The sequence below is a fragment of the Chitinasiproducens palmae genome (genome assembly GCF_900095735.1).
Taxonomy (GTDB): domain Bacteria; phylum Pseudomonadota; class Gammaproteobacteria; order Burkholderiales; family Burkholderiaceae; genus Chitinasiproducens; species Chitinasiproducens palmae.
On sequence record NZ_FNLO01000003.1, the window covers coordinates 286,705 to 302,505 of the forward strand.

Here is a 15,801-nt window from a genome sequence, read left to right on the forward strand (position 1 = left end):
AGCAAGGTTCCACCGTAAAAGCGAATGAAGCCGCCACAAGACATCTGTCGGCAACCGCGGCGTTTTAGCGATTGGCGAACGAGTTGCGAACGAATCTCGAACGAATCGCGGGCAAGGGTTTCACCCCTGGTCGGGTTTATGCGACAGTCGCCGCCAAGCGTCGCACAGCGGGTGTCAGCGTGGTAGAGCCCGCAACGTCAACCAGGCGTCAACCACAAACAAAAAACCCGTCGCAAAGCGACGGGTCCGATACTCGTTGTGATCTCCCTGCCGAGGAAGACCATCTGTACGAATCGAGCTGGCTAGATAGCCAGAAAGCGCGGCCTCATATAGCCGCGCGCAGGGAGAAACATAGGCACGCGCTCAGTTGCGCGAGGTGATCCACGCATAGCGACGGTTTTCCGCCACGACATCGCGTGCATATTGCATCGCGTCGTCGACACGATCGAATCTGGCGAGCGGCCGCTTCGCTGTCTGCTGCGTCACTTCCCAACGACCATCCTTACCGCGCATGACACGGAACACCGACTCGTTCGAGGCATCGTAGAACATTTGTTTCTCCCAGGAAGACCAGTTATTGCAAGACGCTGTCCGCGTGCCTTACTTCAAGCACCTTCCGTGCCACCATCTTAAAAATCGGCCGTCTGTGCGCTTTTCCGCAAAAACATCGCGGAAAACCGTCGAAACGAACAAGCCCGAGGCGCCCTTCCGTGGGCCTGTCGCTAATCGGGGCCAGGCGCCGCGAGTGCAGGACTTACACGCTGCCACCGCCGTCTTGAAAAACTTGCGCTGCAGCCAACGGCAGCTTCGCCTTACGGCGCCCTGCACTTGCATTTCTGGGCTCGCAAACTCCGCGCTGTGGGCAAGGTTGCAACGTGACCCGCCAAATCGCTCGCCCAAGCGTTCAATTTCCGTACAGACAATGTGCGAAGGCCAACGACGCAAACAGGCAAGACCACCCGGCAGACACATGGCGGACGGTAGGCACGCCCCCTGCTTAGAAGAAGCCAACGCCGCGACGCGGCCCGACAACGAAGGAGAGAGAAGATATGAGCACCAACGTCACCTCGGTTCTGAACGACCTGATTGAAACGTCGCGCGACGGCGAGCAAGGTTTCCGCAAGTCGGCCGAGCATGCGAAAGACGCGACCGTGAAGACCCTGTTCACTACGCGCGCCGACGATTGCGCCCGCGCAGTGAGCGAGCTGCAAGCGCTGGTCGTGCAACTGGGCGGCAAGCCCGAAACGAGCGGCTCGATCAGCGGCGCGCTGCATCGCGGGTGGACCGAATTGAAGGCCTCGGTGTCGAGCGACGACGACCTTGCGCTGTTGCAGGAGTGCGAACGCGGTGAGGACGTCGCGAAGAAGCGCTATCGCCAGGCCCTCGACTCGGATCTGCCAGCGGACGTGCGCGCAATTATCGAGCGCCAGTACCAGGGCGTGGTCAGCAATCATGACCGCGTTCGCGACCTGCGCGACCAGTATGCTGCGCGCGCCAAGTAAGCAGCCGGTTGGTGAGACCGTCTAAGCCGACGGTCGAGCAATACACGGGCGGCCCGAGCCAATCGGCCGCCCGTGTTGCATTCGGTGGTAGCCAGCGCATCACGTCGCGCACTGCGTACAAACCACGCGCGCCCTGCCGTCGCGCACGCAGCGATGCGCGATCGGTAATTCGCCCGACACGATTCATACAGACCACATCGCATCGGGCGCATGTGGCGGTGCGCCCTCAGGCCAAAGGGCGAAGGGCGAACGCATCGCACGGTGCATCCTTCCCGTCCGCGCTCGACAAATGGAAAAGGCCGGCATGATGCCGGCCTTGCGCAGAGAAGGCCGACACGCAGCCGGCCCTGTCGTGCAACGCGCCGTCGGCGCGCTGCCGTGCTTCAAGCGCGCATCGTTACGACGCGACCACCTTCAGACGGTTCGTCACCGACTTGACGCCGTTCACGCCACGCACGACTTCTTCCGCGCGCGCCTTTTCGTCGGCCGTGGGCACCGAGCCCGTCAGACGCACCACGCCATGGCGGGTCTTGACGTGGACCTTGGTCGACTTGAGATTCTTTTCGGCAAGCAGTGCCGCCTTGACCTTGGTGGTAACGGTACCGTCGCTGACGCGATCGCCGACCGACTCATGGGTGGCGGTGTTCGACGTGTCGTTGGCGGTCGTGTCGCTGGCCACTTGCGCATGCGCGCCGATCGAAACGGCCAACAGGGCGCCACCAACCAGTTGCATCAGAGCGGTCTTCTTCATATCCATTCTCCCAATTAGAAAAGTTGTTCGACGATCACCGCGAAATCCCCCTCGGATCTCACAGCGCGCCGTTCACTACGAGCTGGTTGTCCCAGCTTTCGACACCATCGCAGTTGGCCATTACATCATCGGCCGCCCGCTTCAAGAATTCTTCCCGTACTTCGCCAGTCAACGTCACACGTCGGCCAGCGACCCTGACATGCACTTTCGACTCGTCGAAGTAATCGGTTTCGAGGAGCCGTTGCCGCACCAGCGACAACACGTCGTCCGCGCTCGTCGTCGCTGTAGGCAACGTCGAGAGGCGCTCGCCTTCCAACAACGCATCGCGGTTTTCCGGCAAAAGCGAGTCCGGGTCGTACGTGTTTACTGCCTTCGGCTTTTCCATGATGCCTTCCACATTTCGTTAGCGTCGTTTTCTCTAATGTCGAGTGAACGCGCTCGGATGGGAAACATTGCAAGTCACACGCAAACAGCCACCTGTTCCGGACCGTGGGACCAAATCAACCGATGAATTGTCGCCGCAGTCCGTCATCCCACAAGATGCAAAACGCGTGCCGACCTGAAAAAAGTGCGTGATCGCCGCGCGCATCGGTCCATTGGACGGGCGTAATTGCCTACTGTGGTGCCAAAAGATCGCCTGCACCTCGTCTTGCGAAAAGCTTTCGAGTAAGTCTTGCATACACCCGGCAATTACTCCGCGACCCTGAAATTTTGGTATGGCCGTTGCTAAAGAAGTCATGAGAGCAAGACGCGCACCATTCATGAGAGGTATCTGTGACGCAGCCATCCATCGAACTTCGCGCCAAGCAAAGCTTGACGCTGACACCGCGCATGCAGCAGTCGGTTCGCCTACTGCAACTGTCGGCGTTGGACTTCACGCAGGAAGTCAACGCAGCGCTCACCACCAACCCATTCCTGGAGTACGAAGAAGCCGCCGCGAACGGCGACACTGACGCACCGACCGGCGTCGATGCCGCCCCGTCCGCGGAAGGCGTGACCACTAGCGAGGCGCCGTCGTCGGCGCTGGAGAGCGACGCCCCCGTCGAGACAGTGTCCGAGGCGGCGCCCGCGGATCTTCCGTCCGAATATATTGGCGAAGGCGGCGGCCGCGCCGGCGGCGATGGTGAGGGCGGCGACCCGTGCGACTGGATGCATGCGGAACCTGATTTGCGTGACCGGCTGCATCAGTCCCTGTCCCTTTCCCCCCTCGGCGAGCGAGACCGCTTTGCTGCGCAGGTGGTGATCGAGTCGCTGGAGGAGGACGGCTATCTGCGGCAGCCGCTCGAAGAATTGATCGGTGTCGGGGACTGCGAGCCACCGCTGTCGGAGGACGAATTGCGCGTTGCCGTTCGGCTTGTCCAGACCCTGGATGCGCCGGGCATCGGCGCTCGCTCGCTGTCCGAATGTCTGATGCTCCAGCTCGAGGCAATGGATGACGATACGCCATGCCGTGACATCGCCATCGAAATCGCGTCGCATCACCTTCCCCGCCTGGCAAAGCGAGAGCACGCAGAGCTGCAACGAGCGTTGGGCTGCGACCCCGAAGCATTGCGTACCGCCTGCGCATTGATCCGCCGTCTCGATCCGAAACCCGGTCACAACTACAGTGTCGATGCGAACAACTATGTTGTGCCAGACGTCATCGTCCGACAGGTCAAGGGTAAGTGGGTTGTCTCGATCAACCCGGCTGTGATGCCAAAGGCGCGCGTCAATCGGATGTACGTCGACATGTTTGCGCAGTCCGACGCAAGTAGCCGCTCGCCCCTCGCGCAGCAATTGCAGGAAGCGCGCTGGCTGATGCGCAATGTGCAGCAACGCTTCGCGACGATCCAGCGGGTTGCCGAGACGATCGTATCGCATCAACGCGCGTTCTTTGACTACGGTGAGGTTGCACTGCGCCCGCTGGTGCTACGCGACGTGGCACAGGAACTCGGCCTGCACGAATCGACCGTCTCGCGTGCGACCGGCAACAAGTACATGGCGACACCGCGCGGGATCTTTGAATTCAAGCACTTCTTCCCCCGAGAGCTCAGCACCGACAGTGGCGGCACATGCTCCGCGGCAGCTGTACGGGCCCTACTGAAGGAGATGATCTCGGCCGAATCGTCGGACGCGCCTTTGTCGGACGTGGCGCTGGCAAAGATGTTGGCCGACCAGGGGGTGATCGTCGCGCGCCGAACGGTGGCCAAGTACCGTCGCCTGATGAAGGTGCCGCCCGCGGAGCTACGGCGCATCTGAGTGCAGGAGGGTGCGGTGGCGGGCCGCGCCCACGAAGCCGGGGCGCCGGGCGAGGCGCCGGCGGCGTCTTACCCGCACCCTATGGTGTCGACACTGCTACGGCGTCGCGGCACCAGTGGATCGACTGGCCGCGCGTTGCGCCGCCGCCGTTGCATGCCGCGCATTCGCCGCTGAAATCTCCGCGCCCAGCAGGAACACCGCTGCGGAGAAATACAGCCACATCAGGATCACCGCCAGTGATCCTGCCGCGCCGAAGGTCGTCGCGGTGCCGGCACTACTGAGATAAACGGCAAAAAGATGCTTGCCGATCGAGAACAGCAGCGCGGCTGCAACGCCCCCGGTAAACGCGGAACGCCAGCGCATCGGCGCGTCGGGCAGCAGCTTCAGCAAGGTGCTGAACGCAAGAAACAACATCGCGAAGCTGACCGTGCGCTGGATGACGTTCGCCACCAACAATGAGACCGCGTCTTCGCCCAGAAACCATCGCCCGAGTATGTTGACCGCGGCATCGAGCAGCAGCAGGACCACGATCAGGAAACCGATGCCGATCACCAGGCCGAACGAAATCAGGCGGACGCGGACCATCCCGAAAATGCCCGGCTTGTAGCCGGCATCCTCGAGCGGCCAGATTCGATTGAGCGCGCTGTTTAGCGACGCAAACGTCGCCGATGCGCCGATTACAATACCGGCGAGCGAGATCAAGGTGACACCGGTCGCCATCCGCGTACGCCAGGCATTGGCCAACATGGCTTGCAGACCCGCCGCCGCATCGGTACCGATCATGCCGCGCGCCTCGGCTATCAGCCGACCCTGCGCGGCTTCTGCGCCATAGAAGAAGCTTGCCACCGCCACGATGATGACGAGTGTCGGCGCCAGAGAGAACGCCGCATAGAAGGCGATGGCCGCGGCGCGCGACGGGCACTCGTTGTCGCTCCACCGTTGCACCGGCTCTGCGATCCGCCACGCCCACTGCATCGGCCCACGGCCCCGGTACACAAAGCGGCGCGGTGGCATCGGCGCCGCCGCAGGATGAGAACGGCCCGCTGAGCGTGCTTCGTCCGCCGCACCGGACAAAGGCTCGGGCAAAGGCGCTTCCATCGTCTCACTCCTTCCGCGGTGGCCTCGCCGGCCACGAGCTTAAAAGCCGCTGTCGACCGGACGGACGTCAGCGGTATGCGTCAATCAGATATCTGGCCCGCGATCCGGACCGTCGAGATCGATGTCTGCCGTGTCGTCGACAATATCCTCGATCGATTCGATCGAATCCGGCAGGATATCGGCGTCCGGGCGGAAACCGCCGTCCCCTTCTGCAAGCGCGCGCTCCCCCGTGCCCGAGGTGTCGGTGTTCGCGTCGAATTCCAAGGGCCCTTCTTCAAGCGCGTGAGCGTCGAGTGAATCGTCGACGTCCATTTCACGTCGGCGTGCGCCGAGCGTGTCGCTGCCGGAATCGCTTGAGTCACTAGGCCCAAGGGACGCAGTGTCGTGTCCAATTCCCAGCGTTTGCTGGCCTTCTTCCGGCGGATTCAGCGTGCTGCCACTCATGATCGACTCCTTGTAATTACTGAGATTCGACCTCCGTACCGCAACAAGCGTACCACTGCCACACAGACCGGCCTAGAGTCCGGCATTCCGTCCTATGGCTCAGCACGGTAAGCATGCGGGCCTGCGCGCGAACTGCCTCGCTCACCCGACGGCTTGCGTCCGCTGGCGTCCGCTGGCATCCGCTGGCATCCTTTTCGCTCTATAGCGCTCGGACGGGCTGAAACCCGATTCGCGATGTCCGCTCCCGGGCAGGCATCGATCGCCGGGGGCAGTCTCCGGGGCGCCGCACTGCACGAGAAGCCCCTTGAGGTCCGGCATGTTACTTGCTGCATAACAGAAGTCTTTCAAGATAAACACAATCCCTCAGGAGGTCTCATGAAACTTGCTCGCACGCTCTCGATTGCTTGTCTGGGTCTGTCCGCTGTTGCCTTCGGTGCGCAAGCACAAAACTCGCGTCCTACCACTGGCACGATGCAGGATTCGGCGACCACCCAGCCGGGCGGCCCGATGGAAAACAATCAAACGATGAACGGTGGCCCGGCCACGAACGGTTCGCTGTCGCAAGGTTCGGTGGCGGGTGGCGGTTCGAAGAGCACCCACAAGGCACGTCGTTCGCATCGTTCGTCGAACAAGACGAGCGGCGCTACCGACACGACCGGCTCGACGGGTAATGGTGGCACGTCCGGCACGATGTCGGGCACGGGTTCCAATATGGGTGGCACGGGCCCGAACGGGGTCGGTGCGGGCGGCGCCGGCATGAGCGGTGCAGGCGGCGCTGGTACGAGCGGCGCAGGCGGCTCGAAGTAAGGCATAGGCATGCATGGCGCGGAGAATCACTCCGCGCCAGTCTCGACAGGGCGCTCCGCGCCCTGTTTTGTTTTGTGACGTTGCAAGCGGTTGATGCTAGCGAGCAGCGGACGGGCGCCAGAGGCGCTGGACGACGCGCTCGGTGCAGTGAATAGCTCCCGTAAAGGAACCGATAACGCACCGCGCTAACGCGTTCCATCAACGCGTTCCATCAACGCGTTCCATCAACGCGCTCAGTCAACGCACTGTGACGACGCATTACCACTACGCGTTGCGACCACGCGTAGTGACAACGCGTAGTGACAACGCGTAGTGACAACGCATCGCGGCAGTACCGGACCACGCGATCCTAGGCAGCCGATGGCGTTTCAGGCGGGCAACGCGACGTGGGCTGCGTCCGCGAGTGCATTCAGAAATGCGTCGCGCCACACGGACAGGTCGGATTCCCTGAGTTTGGCCATCATCGACGCATGTCGTTGGATTCGTTCGTCCAAAGGCATTGTCAGCGCCCTTTCGATCGCCTCCGCGGTCTGCATCACATTGAACGGATTCACCACCAACGCGCCCGGCATTTCCTCTGCCGCGCCCGCGAACTGAGACAGGACCAGCACGCCAGGATCGGTCGGATCCTGTGCCGCGACATACTCCTTCGCGACCAGATTCATGCCGTCGCGCAACGGCGTGACGCATCCGACACGCGCCGTACGAAGCAGTGCCATCAGCAGATTGCGCTCGTACTTCCGATTCAGATATTGGATCGGTGTCCAGTCCAACTGCGCATAACGGCCGTTGATGCGACCGGATTCGGCTTCCAGCGTCCGCCGGATCAGCTGATACGACTGAACGTCACTGCGGGTTGGCGGCGCGATCTGCAACAGCGAGACCCGACCATGCAAGCCGGGCGACGCTGCGAGCAAGGCTTCGAACGCATGGAAGCGTTCAACCAGCCCCTTCGAATAATCGAGACGGTCGACACTGATGACCAGCGCACGACCGTGCAGCGAGTCCCGTAGCGCGCGGACGACCTTCCGTTCCGCACACGCCTTCGCCGCCTTCGCGATTGCGTCGGGATAGACGCCGATCGGGAAAGCCCCGACCGCGCAGGTCCTGCCGTCGAGCGTGGCACTGCGCCCGTCGCTCTGACCGCCTGCGGCGCGCACGACATAGTCGAGGAAGGCCTGCATGTCGACGCGCGTCTGAAATCCGACCAGGTCGTACTGCATCAACGCCTGGATCAGTTCGGCATGCGGCGGCACGGTAAAGAGGATCTGCGGCACGGGAAACGGAATGTGCAGGAAAAAGCCAATCGGATTCTCGATGCCAAGTTCCCTGCAGGCCGCCGCGAACGGAATCAGGTGATAGTCATGCACCCAGATCACGTCGTCCGGCCGCAGCAAGGGCTTCAGTTGCGCGGCCAGCCACCGATTGACGCGCTGATAGCCCGCGTACTCCTGGCGATCGTAGCGCGCCAAATCGTTTCGGTAATGGAAGACGGGCCATAGCGTGGCGTTGGAAAAGCCACGGTAATACTGGTCGTAATCGCGCTTCGCCAGACTGACGGTGGCATATGTGACGTTGCCACGCGTCTCGATCGTCGGCTCATCGGAAGCCTCGGCCAGACACTCGCCGCTCCATCCGAACCACACACCGCCGGTTTCCTTGAGCGCGTCGAGCACGCCGATGGCCAGCCCACCAGCTGCGGGGCCTGCCTCCGAGACGGCGGCGACACGGTTGGAGACCACGACAAGACGACTCATACGACGACCTATTTCATTAGCGAAAACAGCGTTACATCGGCATGCGCGCCGGGCGGCGCGCCACCATCGTCAAGCCCTCGGCACGCTGCCGGGTTGCGCGGGCGGATCGCCCACCGGTGCGACGTCCGGCTGCGGCGGATCGAGCGGCGGCGGCTCGACCGGCGACGGCGTGGGCGGCACTTCCGGCGGAATCGGCGGTTCGGGGGTTTGCAGATGAAGGCTCATGGTGCTCTCCTTTCGATTCAGGATGGATTGCGAAAACACAGTGCGAACGTGCGACCCGGTCCTTTGCAGCGCGCACAAACCACTTACCGCGGATCGCGCAAGGTTCGTGCCGATGAAACGTGGCGACGCGGCGCAACGTGCGTCCCGCTGCCGCGCTTGTTGGCGCCTGCAATGGCATACCGTTTGCATCATGCCCGGCGCGGCAACCACAAAACGGCCGCAATACATTCCAACTCTTTCTGAGACACGAGGATAGCGTCATGGTGCATGCGACCCGCCCTTCGCGCGGCATGTCTAAACGTCATCGCCGCGAGCACGAGTACGAGCGCGATCGGTTCGAGCAACGCCAGCAACGGATGCAGCGACAGAAACGTCGCGAGCGCCACGAACTGCGGGAACTTGATCTCGGCATCTGAAGTGCCCCGCGTCTCTCGTCGCCAGGCAAGGCCAGCCCGGCCGGCCGGCGAAAAAAAGGCGCCCCGACCGGGGCGCCCTTTCCACTGTTTCGTTACCGCGACAACGCAAACGTTTCCCCGACAGGCCGCGCGACGGCACCGGGGAACGGCTCGATCATTCGTCCTCGGCAGCTACCTCGTCGGCTTCGTTGCCCGCACGGCTCTTGCCGTCCTCGCCGTATTCGACGAGGCGGTTGTACAGCGTCTTCAGGCTGATCCCGAGAATCTCGGCAGCGCGCGTCTTCACCCCGCCGCATTGCTCCAGCGTGGCCAGGATCAGCTGCCGATCGGCCTCGGCCAGAGACGTGCCGAACGGGATCGTCACGGAGGCAGCGGCCTGCGGCTTGGACAGCGAAATCTGCAACGGCACGGCGGTCGTATCGACAGAGTCTGACGAGGCCATGATGTAGGCGCGCTGCACATAATTCTTCAGCTCGCGCACGTTGCCCGGCCAGTTATAGGACATCATCGTCTCAATACTGGACGGCGGGAAGGTCTTGTTGGTGCTGTAGCGCTCGTTCAGGCCGTTCAGGAAGCTCTCCGCGAGCAACTGCACGTCCCGTCCGCGCTCGTGCAGCGGCGGCAACTGGATCGGGAACACATTCAGGCGGTGGTACAGATCGAGGCGCAGCTTGCCCTCTTCCACCGCTTGCTCGGGATCGCGATTGGTCGCCGCGACGAGGCGCACGTCCGTCTCGATTTCCTTGGTGGTACCGACGCGCATGAAAACGCCGGTTTCCAGCACGCGCAGCAGCTTGACCTGCAGCTCGATCGGCATTTCGGTCACTTCGTCGAGGAACAGCGTGCCGCCGTTGGCCCGTTCGAAATAGCCCTTGTGCTGGCGATCCGCACCGGTGAAGCTGCCCCGCTCGTGCCCGAACATCTCCGACTCGATCAGGTTCGGCGAAATCGCTCCGCAGTTGACCGCCACGAACGGGTGCTTGCGCCGCAGGCTCAGTTCGTGAACCGTCTGCGCGGCAACTTCCTTGCCGGTGCCGCTTTCGCCGATCAGCAGGACCGATGCGGCCGTCGGTGCAACCTTGTTGATCTGGTCGTACACGCGCTGCATGGCCGGCGAGCTGCCCAGCATCAGGCCGAAGCGGCCGAACCGGCGCAGTTCGCCCCGCAGGCTGCCGATCTCCGCCTTCAGATCGCCGGTGCGCGGCAACCGGCTGAGAATGGCCTTGACGCGCTGGAAATTGATCGGCTTGACCAGGTAATCGGTCGCGCCAAGCTTGAGCGCGTTGACCGCCGATTCCACGGTCGCGTGCCCGGTGATGACGATGACCTCGACACCGGATGCCGGCTCCAGGTCGTCGAACAGTTCGACGCCGTCGCCGTCCGGCAGCTTCAGGTCCGTGAAGATCACATCCGGCAGTTGACGCACCATCTGGATGCGCGCCTCGCGCAGGTCGCCCGCCGCCGCGGTCGTCAACCCATCGCTACGGATCAATTCGACCAAGGCGTCGCGGGTATTGGCGTCGTCGTCGACGATAAGAACATGTGGCATTGAGTGATCGCAAGTAATTGGCGCCGAAGGCCAGGGCGGAGCACCCGAACGACCGGCAGAAATGCTAGGAGGTGCGCAGCGCACGACACGCCCGGCGCTGCGTCCTTTCGACGTAACGCCACACGCGGTACACCAAGCACCTCGAGTGCGGTGCAAGCCACCTGGGCCGCACCGTCACGGTATGGCTCGCCAGCGCGCTCCATGCACCGGCGAACCGAATCCTTTGCCACCAGCCTCGCCAGCGCGAGGGACGGCGCGCAGCGGCATGCCATCTGGCGCCAGCCGATCAACGATCGCGACAAGCGCCGCATGCCAGCGATGCCGTCGCATCGCCCGCTACGGGACTGATATAGATTACAGCTTTTCTCAATATAACAGGAGGCGCCCGGCAAGGGGCGCGGCGATGGCCGCATCCCCTGCCGGGCGCCTCCTGTAGATGCCGCGCGTCAGCTCTTCGGGAACTGCCAGACTTCCGGATCGTCCTGCACCGGGGCAGGCGTCGCGCCGCCGGCGCTGGCGAGCTTGGGCTGCACGTCTTCCGCCTGCGGCACGGCGCCGCCCTCATCTTCCCAACGCTGTACTTCTCGCGGCTCGCTGCGGGGCGTACGGCCGCGTCCCCAGAGATACCCGGCAAGCGCGCCGAGAATGGCCAGGCTGGTCACCACGCTCGCTTTCTTTCCCATCTTTTTTCTCCTTTGTCTGAATATCGTGTTGCTCTGCAGCCGGCTGCCTGATCAGCTCCGCAGGCGCCTGATCAAACGCCACAGCGCGAACGCGCGTCCCGCCAGCGAGATGGTCGTACGCAGCGACGGCCTGAATTTGAGCGCCAACAGCGCGGCAACCGGCGCCAGCGGATACAGCAGGCGGGTCGGCGCCGCGCCGCCGGAACGGAGTTGATCGATGCGGCGCAGCGGCGAGACCAGCGTCAGCGCCGCATGCCGCATTTCGATCCGCTCCAGCTCGATCTGGTCCAGCAAGCGCTCGCGGCGTACCGCGATCGATTCCTTCTTTTTGTGCTTGTCGTCCTTCGGATGATAGCCAGCGGCGTGCGCACTCATTCGATCGTCTCCAGCGCGCGCTGGTCCTTCTCCAGCTCGCCGAGGCTGTGCGAGAAGATCGAGATCGGCTGCTTGACGCGATAGATGAAGAAGGCGACCGCCGCGACTGCGACGATCACCGCACCGATGGCGAGCCAGAGCACCGCGGCCAGCCGTTGCGGCGTATCCCAGTAATGAACGACTACCAGAAGCGCGCCGAAGACGGCCGCCAGGAATACAAAGAAACAGGCCGTCAGTGCCGCGACCAGCAAGGCAATGACCCGCTCCCGCTCCTCTGCCAGTTCCAGTCCCAACAGCTTCAGCCGCGCGCCTGCCTGCGACACCGCGCCCACCGAAAGTTGCCTGACTGCGTCCACCAAGCTCTGCTGCGCCATCGTGATCTCCCCGTCCGTTCTTTGTGTCTATGGTCGCCGACGCCCGCGCGTCGACCTGAGGCGCAGGCGCAAACGCCCGGCGCCGTCGGTGTCCGCCGTCAACGCGACAACAAGGCACCGATCAGGATGCCCACGCCCACGCCGATTCCAACTGCCTGCCACGGCTTTTCCTGCACATACGAGTCCGCGCAGTCGTAGGCAGAGCGGCAGGACGACATCGCGGTGGCATGCACGCCGCCGGCGCTGCCGCGCAAGGTCTGGAAGCGCTCGCCAGCCGTGCCGCGCAGCGCCTGCACCCGCTCGCCGAGCCGCCCGCGCAGTTCTTCGATGCCTTCTCCGGACGCAGTCGCCGTCAAACGCACCAATTCCTGGACGTCGCTGAGCAGGACTCGCAGGTCTTCGCTGATCTTGGCTTTGCCCAGCGACAGCTGGACGGAGGTCGAGGTATCGGACATGTCCGCTCCTTTGGATGTGGATAGGGTTGCGTCGCGGTAAGCACGACACGGTCAGCCCGCGGAACGCACATTCCATGCCTGGCGGAGCGGTCCGCGTGTCGGCAAGCGCACTGCGAGCGCGCCCTGTCATTGCGCCGACGAAGACCGGACGCCGCTTGTTGACGCAATGCCAAGCGCTCCAGCCACGCCATCAGCGGACGCTGAGGGTCTGCAACGGCGCGGCCGCGCCGGGATGGGTGGTACGCGGATCTGCACGGCTTGCATAGCGCATCGCATCGCCGGGAGGCGCACCGCACCGACCCGCGCCGCCACTGCAGCCTACCGCACCGCGCCGCTGGCGCAACGTGCGCTACCACTCAGCTTTGCAAAAATTGCAGGAACGCCTGCATGCCCGGTTTCGGTTAGGATAAAGATACAAGCCGGGATGCCGGCCCCGTATGTAAATGCGGCAAATGCCGCAGTCGCAGCAGTCGCGGCAATCGCCCGCCGGCATCGCCTCATTTATGAGATGCCTGGCGGCGGTGGCCATGGCGACGCTTGCGCGTACGCGGCTCGGGAAGCACCGATGGTAGTCAGCGTCGGTTGGCGCGCCCGCGCGCCCGGTGACAACAGGAACTTCTTTCATGCCCTCAAAAGACCTCGAAGCGAACGGCTCGGAGGCGTCCCGTGAAACGGGCAAGCGCGCCGCGAGCAAACCTGCCGGCCTGAAGGCTTACGGCAGCCTGTTCGGTTCATCCGACGTCATGCTGCAGCTCTACGAACAGATCGAACGTGTCGCCCAGACGGAAGCGACCGCGCTGATCGTCGGCGAGAGCGGCACCGGCAAGGAGCTGATCGCACGGACGATCCACGACCGCAGCGCGCGCCATGACGGTCCGTTCATCGCCGTCAACTGTGGCGCGATCCCGGACAGCCTGATCGAGGCCGAACTGTTCGGTCACGAGAAAGGCAGCTTCACCGGCGCCGCGCAGGCACGTGGCGGCTATTTCGAACATGCGTCAGGCGGCACCCTCTTCCTGGACGAAGTGACGGAGATGTCGCCGGTCAGACAGGTGAAGCTGTTGCGCGCGCTGGAAACCGGCAAGTTCTTTCGGGTCGGCGGCACTGACGAAATCGTTTCGAACGCGCGCGTGATTGCCGCGACCAATCGCGATCCGAACATGGCGGTGAAGGACAACCTCCTGCGCGAAGACCTGATGTACCGGCTCGCGGTCTTCCCGTTGCGCGCGCCGCCGCTGCGCGAACGCGGCAGCGATCGCGAACTGCTTGCGCAACATTTCCTCGACGAGCTGAACGCCGACAACAATGCGGCGAAGACCTTCTCGAAGGGGGCGCTGGACACGCTGCGCAGCTACAACTGGCCGGGCAACGTGCGGGAGATGAAGAACGCGGTCTATCGCGCGTTCATTCTTGCGGAAGATATCGTCGACCTGCCCAATCCGAACGTCGCGCAGCGTGCCAAGCGCGCGCCGGTCAACGGCGACGCGGTGAATGTCTGGGTCGGCACGCCGCTGGCCGAGGCGCAGCGCCAGATCATCCTGGCCACGCTGAAGCACTGCGGCGGCGACAAAAAACGCACGGCCAAGGCACTGGGCGTCAGTTTGAAGACGCTGTACAACCGGCTCGGCACCTACGAGACAGAGGAGTCCGGCGCGCCCCAGTGACAGACGGCGAATGGCGCCGCGCGGCGCCGTTCGCGACGTCCCGCATGTGCGGGACGCGGGGGCAGGCTCAGGCCTCGACGTCCTCCAGGCTGAAGGTCTCGGCCTGGTCGTTATACGAAAAGATCTCGGCGTAGCGTCCCCAGTTGATGACGGCATCGAGCGTCTCTTGTGCCGCGCTGTCCGACAGGAAATCCTCCAGCTCCTGCTCGAACCGCACGCGCGGCGCGCGATGGCCGGGCCGCTCGTTGAGCACTTTCTTGATACGCGCCGCCAGCGGCACGGTGCGCAGCAGATGGTCGGCGAACTGGAGCTTGCGCGCCTGGGTGCCGTGGTCGGCGAATACCTTGGCCGCCGCGGTCAGCAGGATGTCGCCCTCGCGCAGCTCGGCGAAGCCAAGGTTCTGCAGCACCTCGGCCACCGGGAACAGATCGTCGACTTCGAGGTGGAGCGAGCGGGCGATCTCCGGCAGGTCGGCCTTGCCGTGATATGGCGCGGCGGCCAGCGTCTCGATCAGGCCCGCCATCAGATTGGTCGACACATGCGGCAGCCAGCTGCCAAGCACCCAGCCGGTACGCGGCGCGGCCGCGGCGTCGGCACGCGCGGTCATCTTCGCGTAGATCTCGTCCACCAGGCGTCTGAACGCCGGGTCGAGCCGATCGCGCGGATGCGGGAACGGCACCTTGATTTCGGCGGCCACGCGTCCCGGATTCGACGACAGCAGCAGGATCCGGTCGCACATGAACACCGCTTCCTCGATGTTGTGCGTGACGATCAACACGGACTTGATCGGCAGGCGCCCTTCGGTCCAGAGGTCGAGCAGGTCCGTGCGGAGCGTCTCCGCGGTCAACACGTCGAGCGCGGAAAACGGTTCGTCCATCAACAGCAAGGTCGGGTCGACCACCAGGGCGCGCGCGAAGCCGACGCGCTGCCGCATGCCGCCGGACAGCTCGCGCGGATAGGCATTCTCGAAGCCGTCGAGACCGATCAGGTCGATCGCCGCCAGGGCCCGCTCGCGGCGATCACGTGCCGGCACGCCGAGCGCTTCCAGACCGGCTTCGACGTTCTGCAGCACGGTCAGCCACGGAAACAGCGCGAAGGTCTGGAATACCATCGCCACGCCCTTGGCCGGCCCGGTCAGCGGCGCGCCGCGATAGCGCACGTCGCCCTCGGACGGCTGGATCAGCCCTGCGATGATGCGCAGCAGCGTCGACTTGCCGGAGCCGGAGCGGCCGAGCAAGCCGACGATCTCGCCTTCGCGCAGTTGCAGGTTGACGTCGTCGAGCACCATCAGCTCGCCCTGGCTCTTGTTGAAGCCGCGGCTGACGCCACTGAGGTTGAGAATTTCCGCTGCCGGTTGTTGTGTCGCCATGATGGTGTCGAGCGGTAAGAAGGACGGCGGCGCGCCAGGCGCGCTGCGGCAGTGTTGTGCCAGCGGCCGCCCGAGGCGACCCGCCGGACGGTCG

General features: G+C 63.9%; 18 protein-coding genes. 5 read left to right on the forward strand and 13 right to left on the reverse strand.

Annotated elements, in window-relative coordinates:
* Nucleotides 1–363: 363 nt before the first annotated feature.
* Nucleotides 364–552, reverse strand: a complete 189-nt coding sequence (locus BLU54_RS07015; RefSeq protein WP_091906408.1) for a DUF2188 domain-containing protein — start codon at nt 550–552, stop codon at nt 364–366.
* A 497-nt stretch (nt 553–1,049) separates the two neighbouring features.
* Here BLU54_RS07015 and BLU54_RS07020 point away from each other — a divergent pair, with 497 nt between their 5' ends.
* Nucleotides 1,050–1,502, forward strand: coding sequence for a PA2169 family four-helix-bundle protein (locus BLU54_RS07020; protein WP_091906410.1), 453 nt, complete (start codon nt 1,050–1,052; stop codon nt 1,500–1,502).
* Nucleotides 1,503–1,899: 397 nt separating this feature from the next.
* On the opposite strand, the gene BLU54_RS07025 is transcribed toward BLU54_RS07020, so the two are convergent.
* Nucleotides 1,900–2,253, reverse strand: a complete 354-nt coding sequence (locus BLU54_RS07025; protein ID WP_091906693.1) for a BON domain-containing protein — start codon at nt 2,251–2,253, stop codon at nt 1,900–1,902.
* A 58-nt stretch (nt 2,254–2,311) separates the two neighbouring features.
* A complete protein-coding gene (locus BLU54_RS07030; protein ID WP_139169521.1) occupies nt 2,312–2,638 on the reverse strand; it encodes a BON domain-containing protein in 327 nt (108 codons plus the stop codon).
* A gap of 446 nt (nt 2,639–3,084) precedes the next feature.
* Here BLU54_RS07030 and BLU54_RS07035 point away from each other — a divergent pair, with 446 nt between their 5' ends.
* A complete protein-coding gene (locus BLU54_RS07035) occupies nt 3,085–4,491 on the forward strand; it encodes an RNA polymerase factor sigma-54 (RefSeq protein WP_235837844.1) in 1,407 nt (468 codons plus the stop codon).
* Between the two features lie 96 nt (nt 4,492–4,587).
* On the opposite strand, the gene BLU54_RS07040 is transcribed toward BLU54_RS07035, so the two are convergent.
* Both BLU54_RS07040 and BLU54_RS07045 read right to left on the reverse strand, forming a co-directional pair.
* Nucleotides 4,588–5,589: a YihY/virulence factor BrkB family protein gene (locus tag BLU54_RS07040; RefSeq protein ID WP_091906416.1), complete on the reverse strand. Its 1,002-nt coding sequence runs from the start codon at nt 5,587–5,589 to the stop codon at nt 4,588–4,590.
* 84 nt (nt 5,590–5,673) lie between these two features.
* The gene (locus BLU54_RS07045) at nt 5,674–6,033 is read right to left on the reverse strand and encodes a hypothetical protein (protein ID WP_091906418.1); all 360 of its coding nucleotides are present in this window, start codon (nt 6,031–6,033) and stop codon (nt 5,674–5,676) included.
* A gap of 375 nt (nt 6,034–6,408) precedes the next feature.
* Between BLU54_RS07045 and BLU54_RS07050 the strand changes: the two genes are divergently transcribed.
* Nucleotides 6,409–6,840, forward strand: a complete 432-nt coding sequence (locus BLU54_RS07050; protein WP_091906420.1) for a hypothetical protein — start codon at nt 6,409–6,411, stop codon at nt 6,838–6,840.
* A 368-nt stretch (nt 6,841–7,208) separates the two neighbouring features.
* On the opposite strand, the gene otsA is transcribed toward BLU54_RS07050, so the two are convergent.
* Nucleotides 7,209–8,597, reverse strand: a complete 1,389-nt coding sequence (otsA, locus tag BLU54_RS07055) for an alpha,alpha-trehalose-phosphate synthase (UDP-forming) (protein WP_091906422.1) — start codon at nt 8,595–8,597, stop codon at nt 7,209–7,211.
* 69 nt (nt 8,598–8,666) lie between these two features.
* The gene (locus BLU54_RS23650; protein ID WP_170845058.1) at nt 8,667–8,822 is read right to left on the reverse strand and encodes a hypothetical protein; all 156 of its coding nucleotides are present in this window, start codon (nt 8,820–8,822) and stop codon (nt 8,667–8,669) included.
* 290 nt (nt 8,823–9,112) lie between these two features.
* On the opposite strand from BLU54_RS23650, the gene BLU54_RS24355 reads away from it, so the two are divergent.
* A complete protein-coding gene (locus tag BLU54_RS24355) occupies nt 9,113–9,238 on the forward strand; it encodes a hypothetical protein (protein WP_268874507.1) in 126 nt (41 codons plus the stop codon).
* Between the two features lie 154 nt (nt 9,239–9,392).
* Here the strand turns inward: BLU54_RS24355 and BLU54_RS07060 are convergent, their stop codons facing one another.
* The 5 genes from BLU54_RS07060 to BLU54_RS07080 all read right to left on the reverse strand — a co-directional run bounded on the left by BLU54_RS07060 (nt 9,393) and on the right by BLU54_RS07080 (nt 12,674).
* Nucleotides 9,393–10,787 (reverse strand): sigma-54-dependent transcriptional regulator, encoded by a 1,395-nt coding sequence (locus BLU54_RS07060; protein ID WP_091906424.1) that lies wholly within the window; start codon nt 10,785–10,787, stop codon nt 9,393–9,395.
* A gap of 446 nt (nt 10,788–11,233) precedes the next feature.
* Nucleotides 11,234–11,470: a hypothetical protein gene (locus tag BLU54_RS07065; protein WP_091906426.1), complete on the reverse strand. Its 237-nt coding sequence runs from the start codon at nt 11,468–11,470 to the stop codon at nt 11,234–11,236.
* Nucleotides 11,471–11,521: 51 nt separating this feature from the next.
* The gene (locus BLU54_RS07070) at nt 11,522–11,845 is read right to left on the reverse strand and encodes a hypothetical protein (RefSeq protein WP_091906428.1); all 324 of its coding nucleotides are present in this window, start codon (nt 11,843–11,845) and stop codon (nt 11,522–11,524) included.
* On the reverse strand, nt 11,842–12,219 hold the full coding sequence (locus BLU54_RS07075; RefSeq protein ID WP_091906430.1) for a phage holin family protein: 378 nt from the start codon (nt 12,217–12,219) through the stop codon (nt 11,842–11,844). The genes BLU54_RS07070 and BLU54_RS07075 overlap by 4 nt, the downstream gene beginning before the upstream one ends.
* Before the next feature lie 98 nt (nt 12,220–12,317).
* Nucleotides 12,318–12,674, reverse strand: coding sequence for an ElaB/YgaM/YqjD family protein (locus tag BLU54_RS07080; protein WP_091906432.1), 357 nt, complete (start codon nt 12,672–12,674; stop codon nt 12,318–12,320).
* A gap of 623 nt (nt 12,675–13,297) precedes the next feature.
* Here BLU54_RS07080 and BLU54_RS07085 point away from each other — a divergent pair.
* Nucleotides 13,298–14,338: a sigma-54 interaction domain-containing protein gene (locus tag BLU54_RS07085; RefSeq protein WP_091906434.1), complete on the forward strand. Its 1,041-nt coding sequence runs from the start codon at nt 13,298–13,300 to the stop codon at nt 14,336–14,338.
* Nucleotides 14,339–14,405: 67 nt separating this feature from the next.
* On the opposite strand, the gene BLU54_RS07090 is transcribed toward BLU54_RS07085, so the two are convergent.
* Nucleotides 14,406–15,707 carry an ABC transporter ATP-binding protein gene (locus BLU54_RS07090; RefSeq protein WP_091906695.1) on the reverse strand — a complete coding sequence of 434 codons (1,302 nt, stop codon included), beginning with the start codon at nt 15,705–15,707 and terminating at the stop codon, nt 14,406–14,408.
* Between the last annotated feature and the right edge of the window lie 94 nt (nt 15,708–15,801).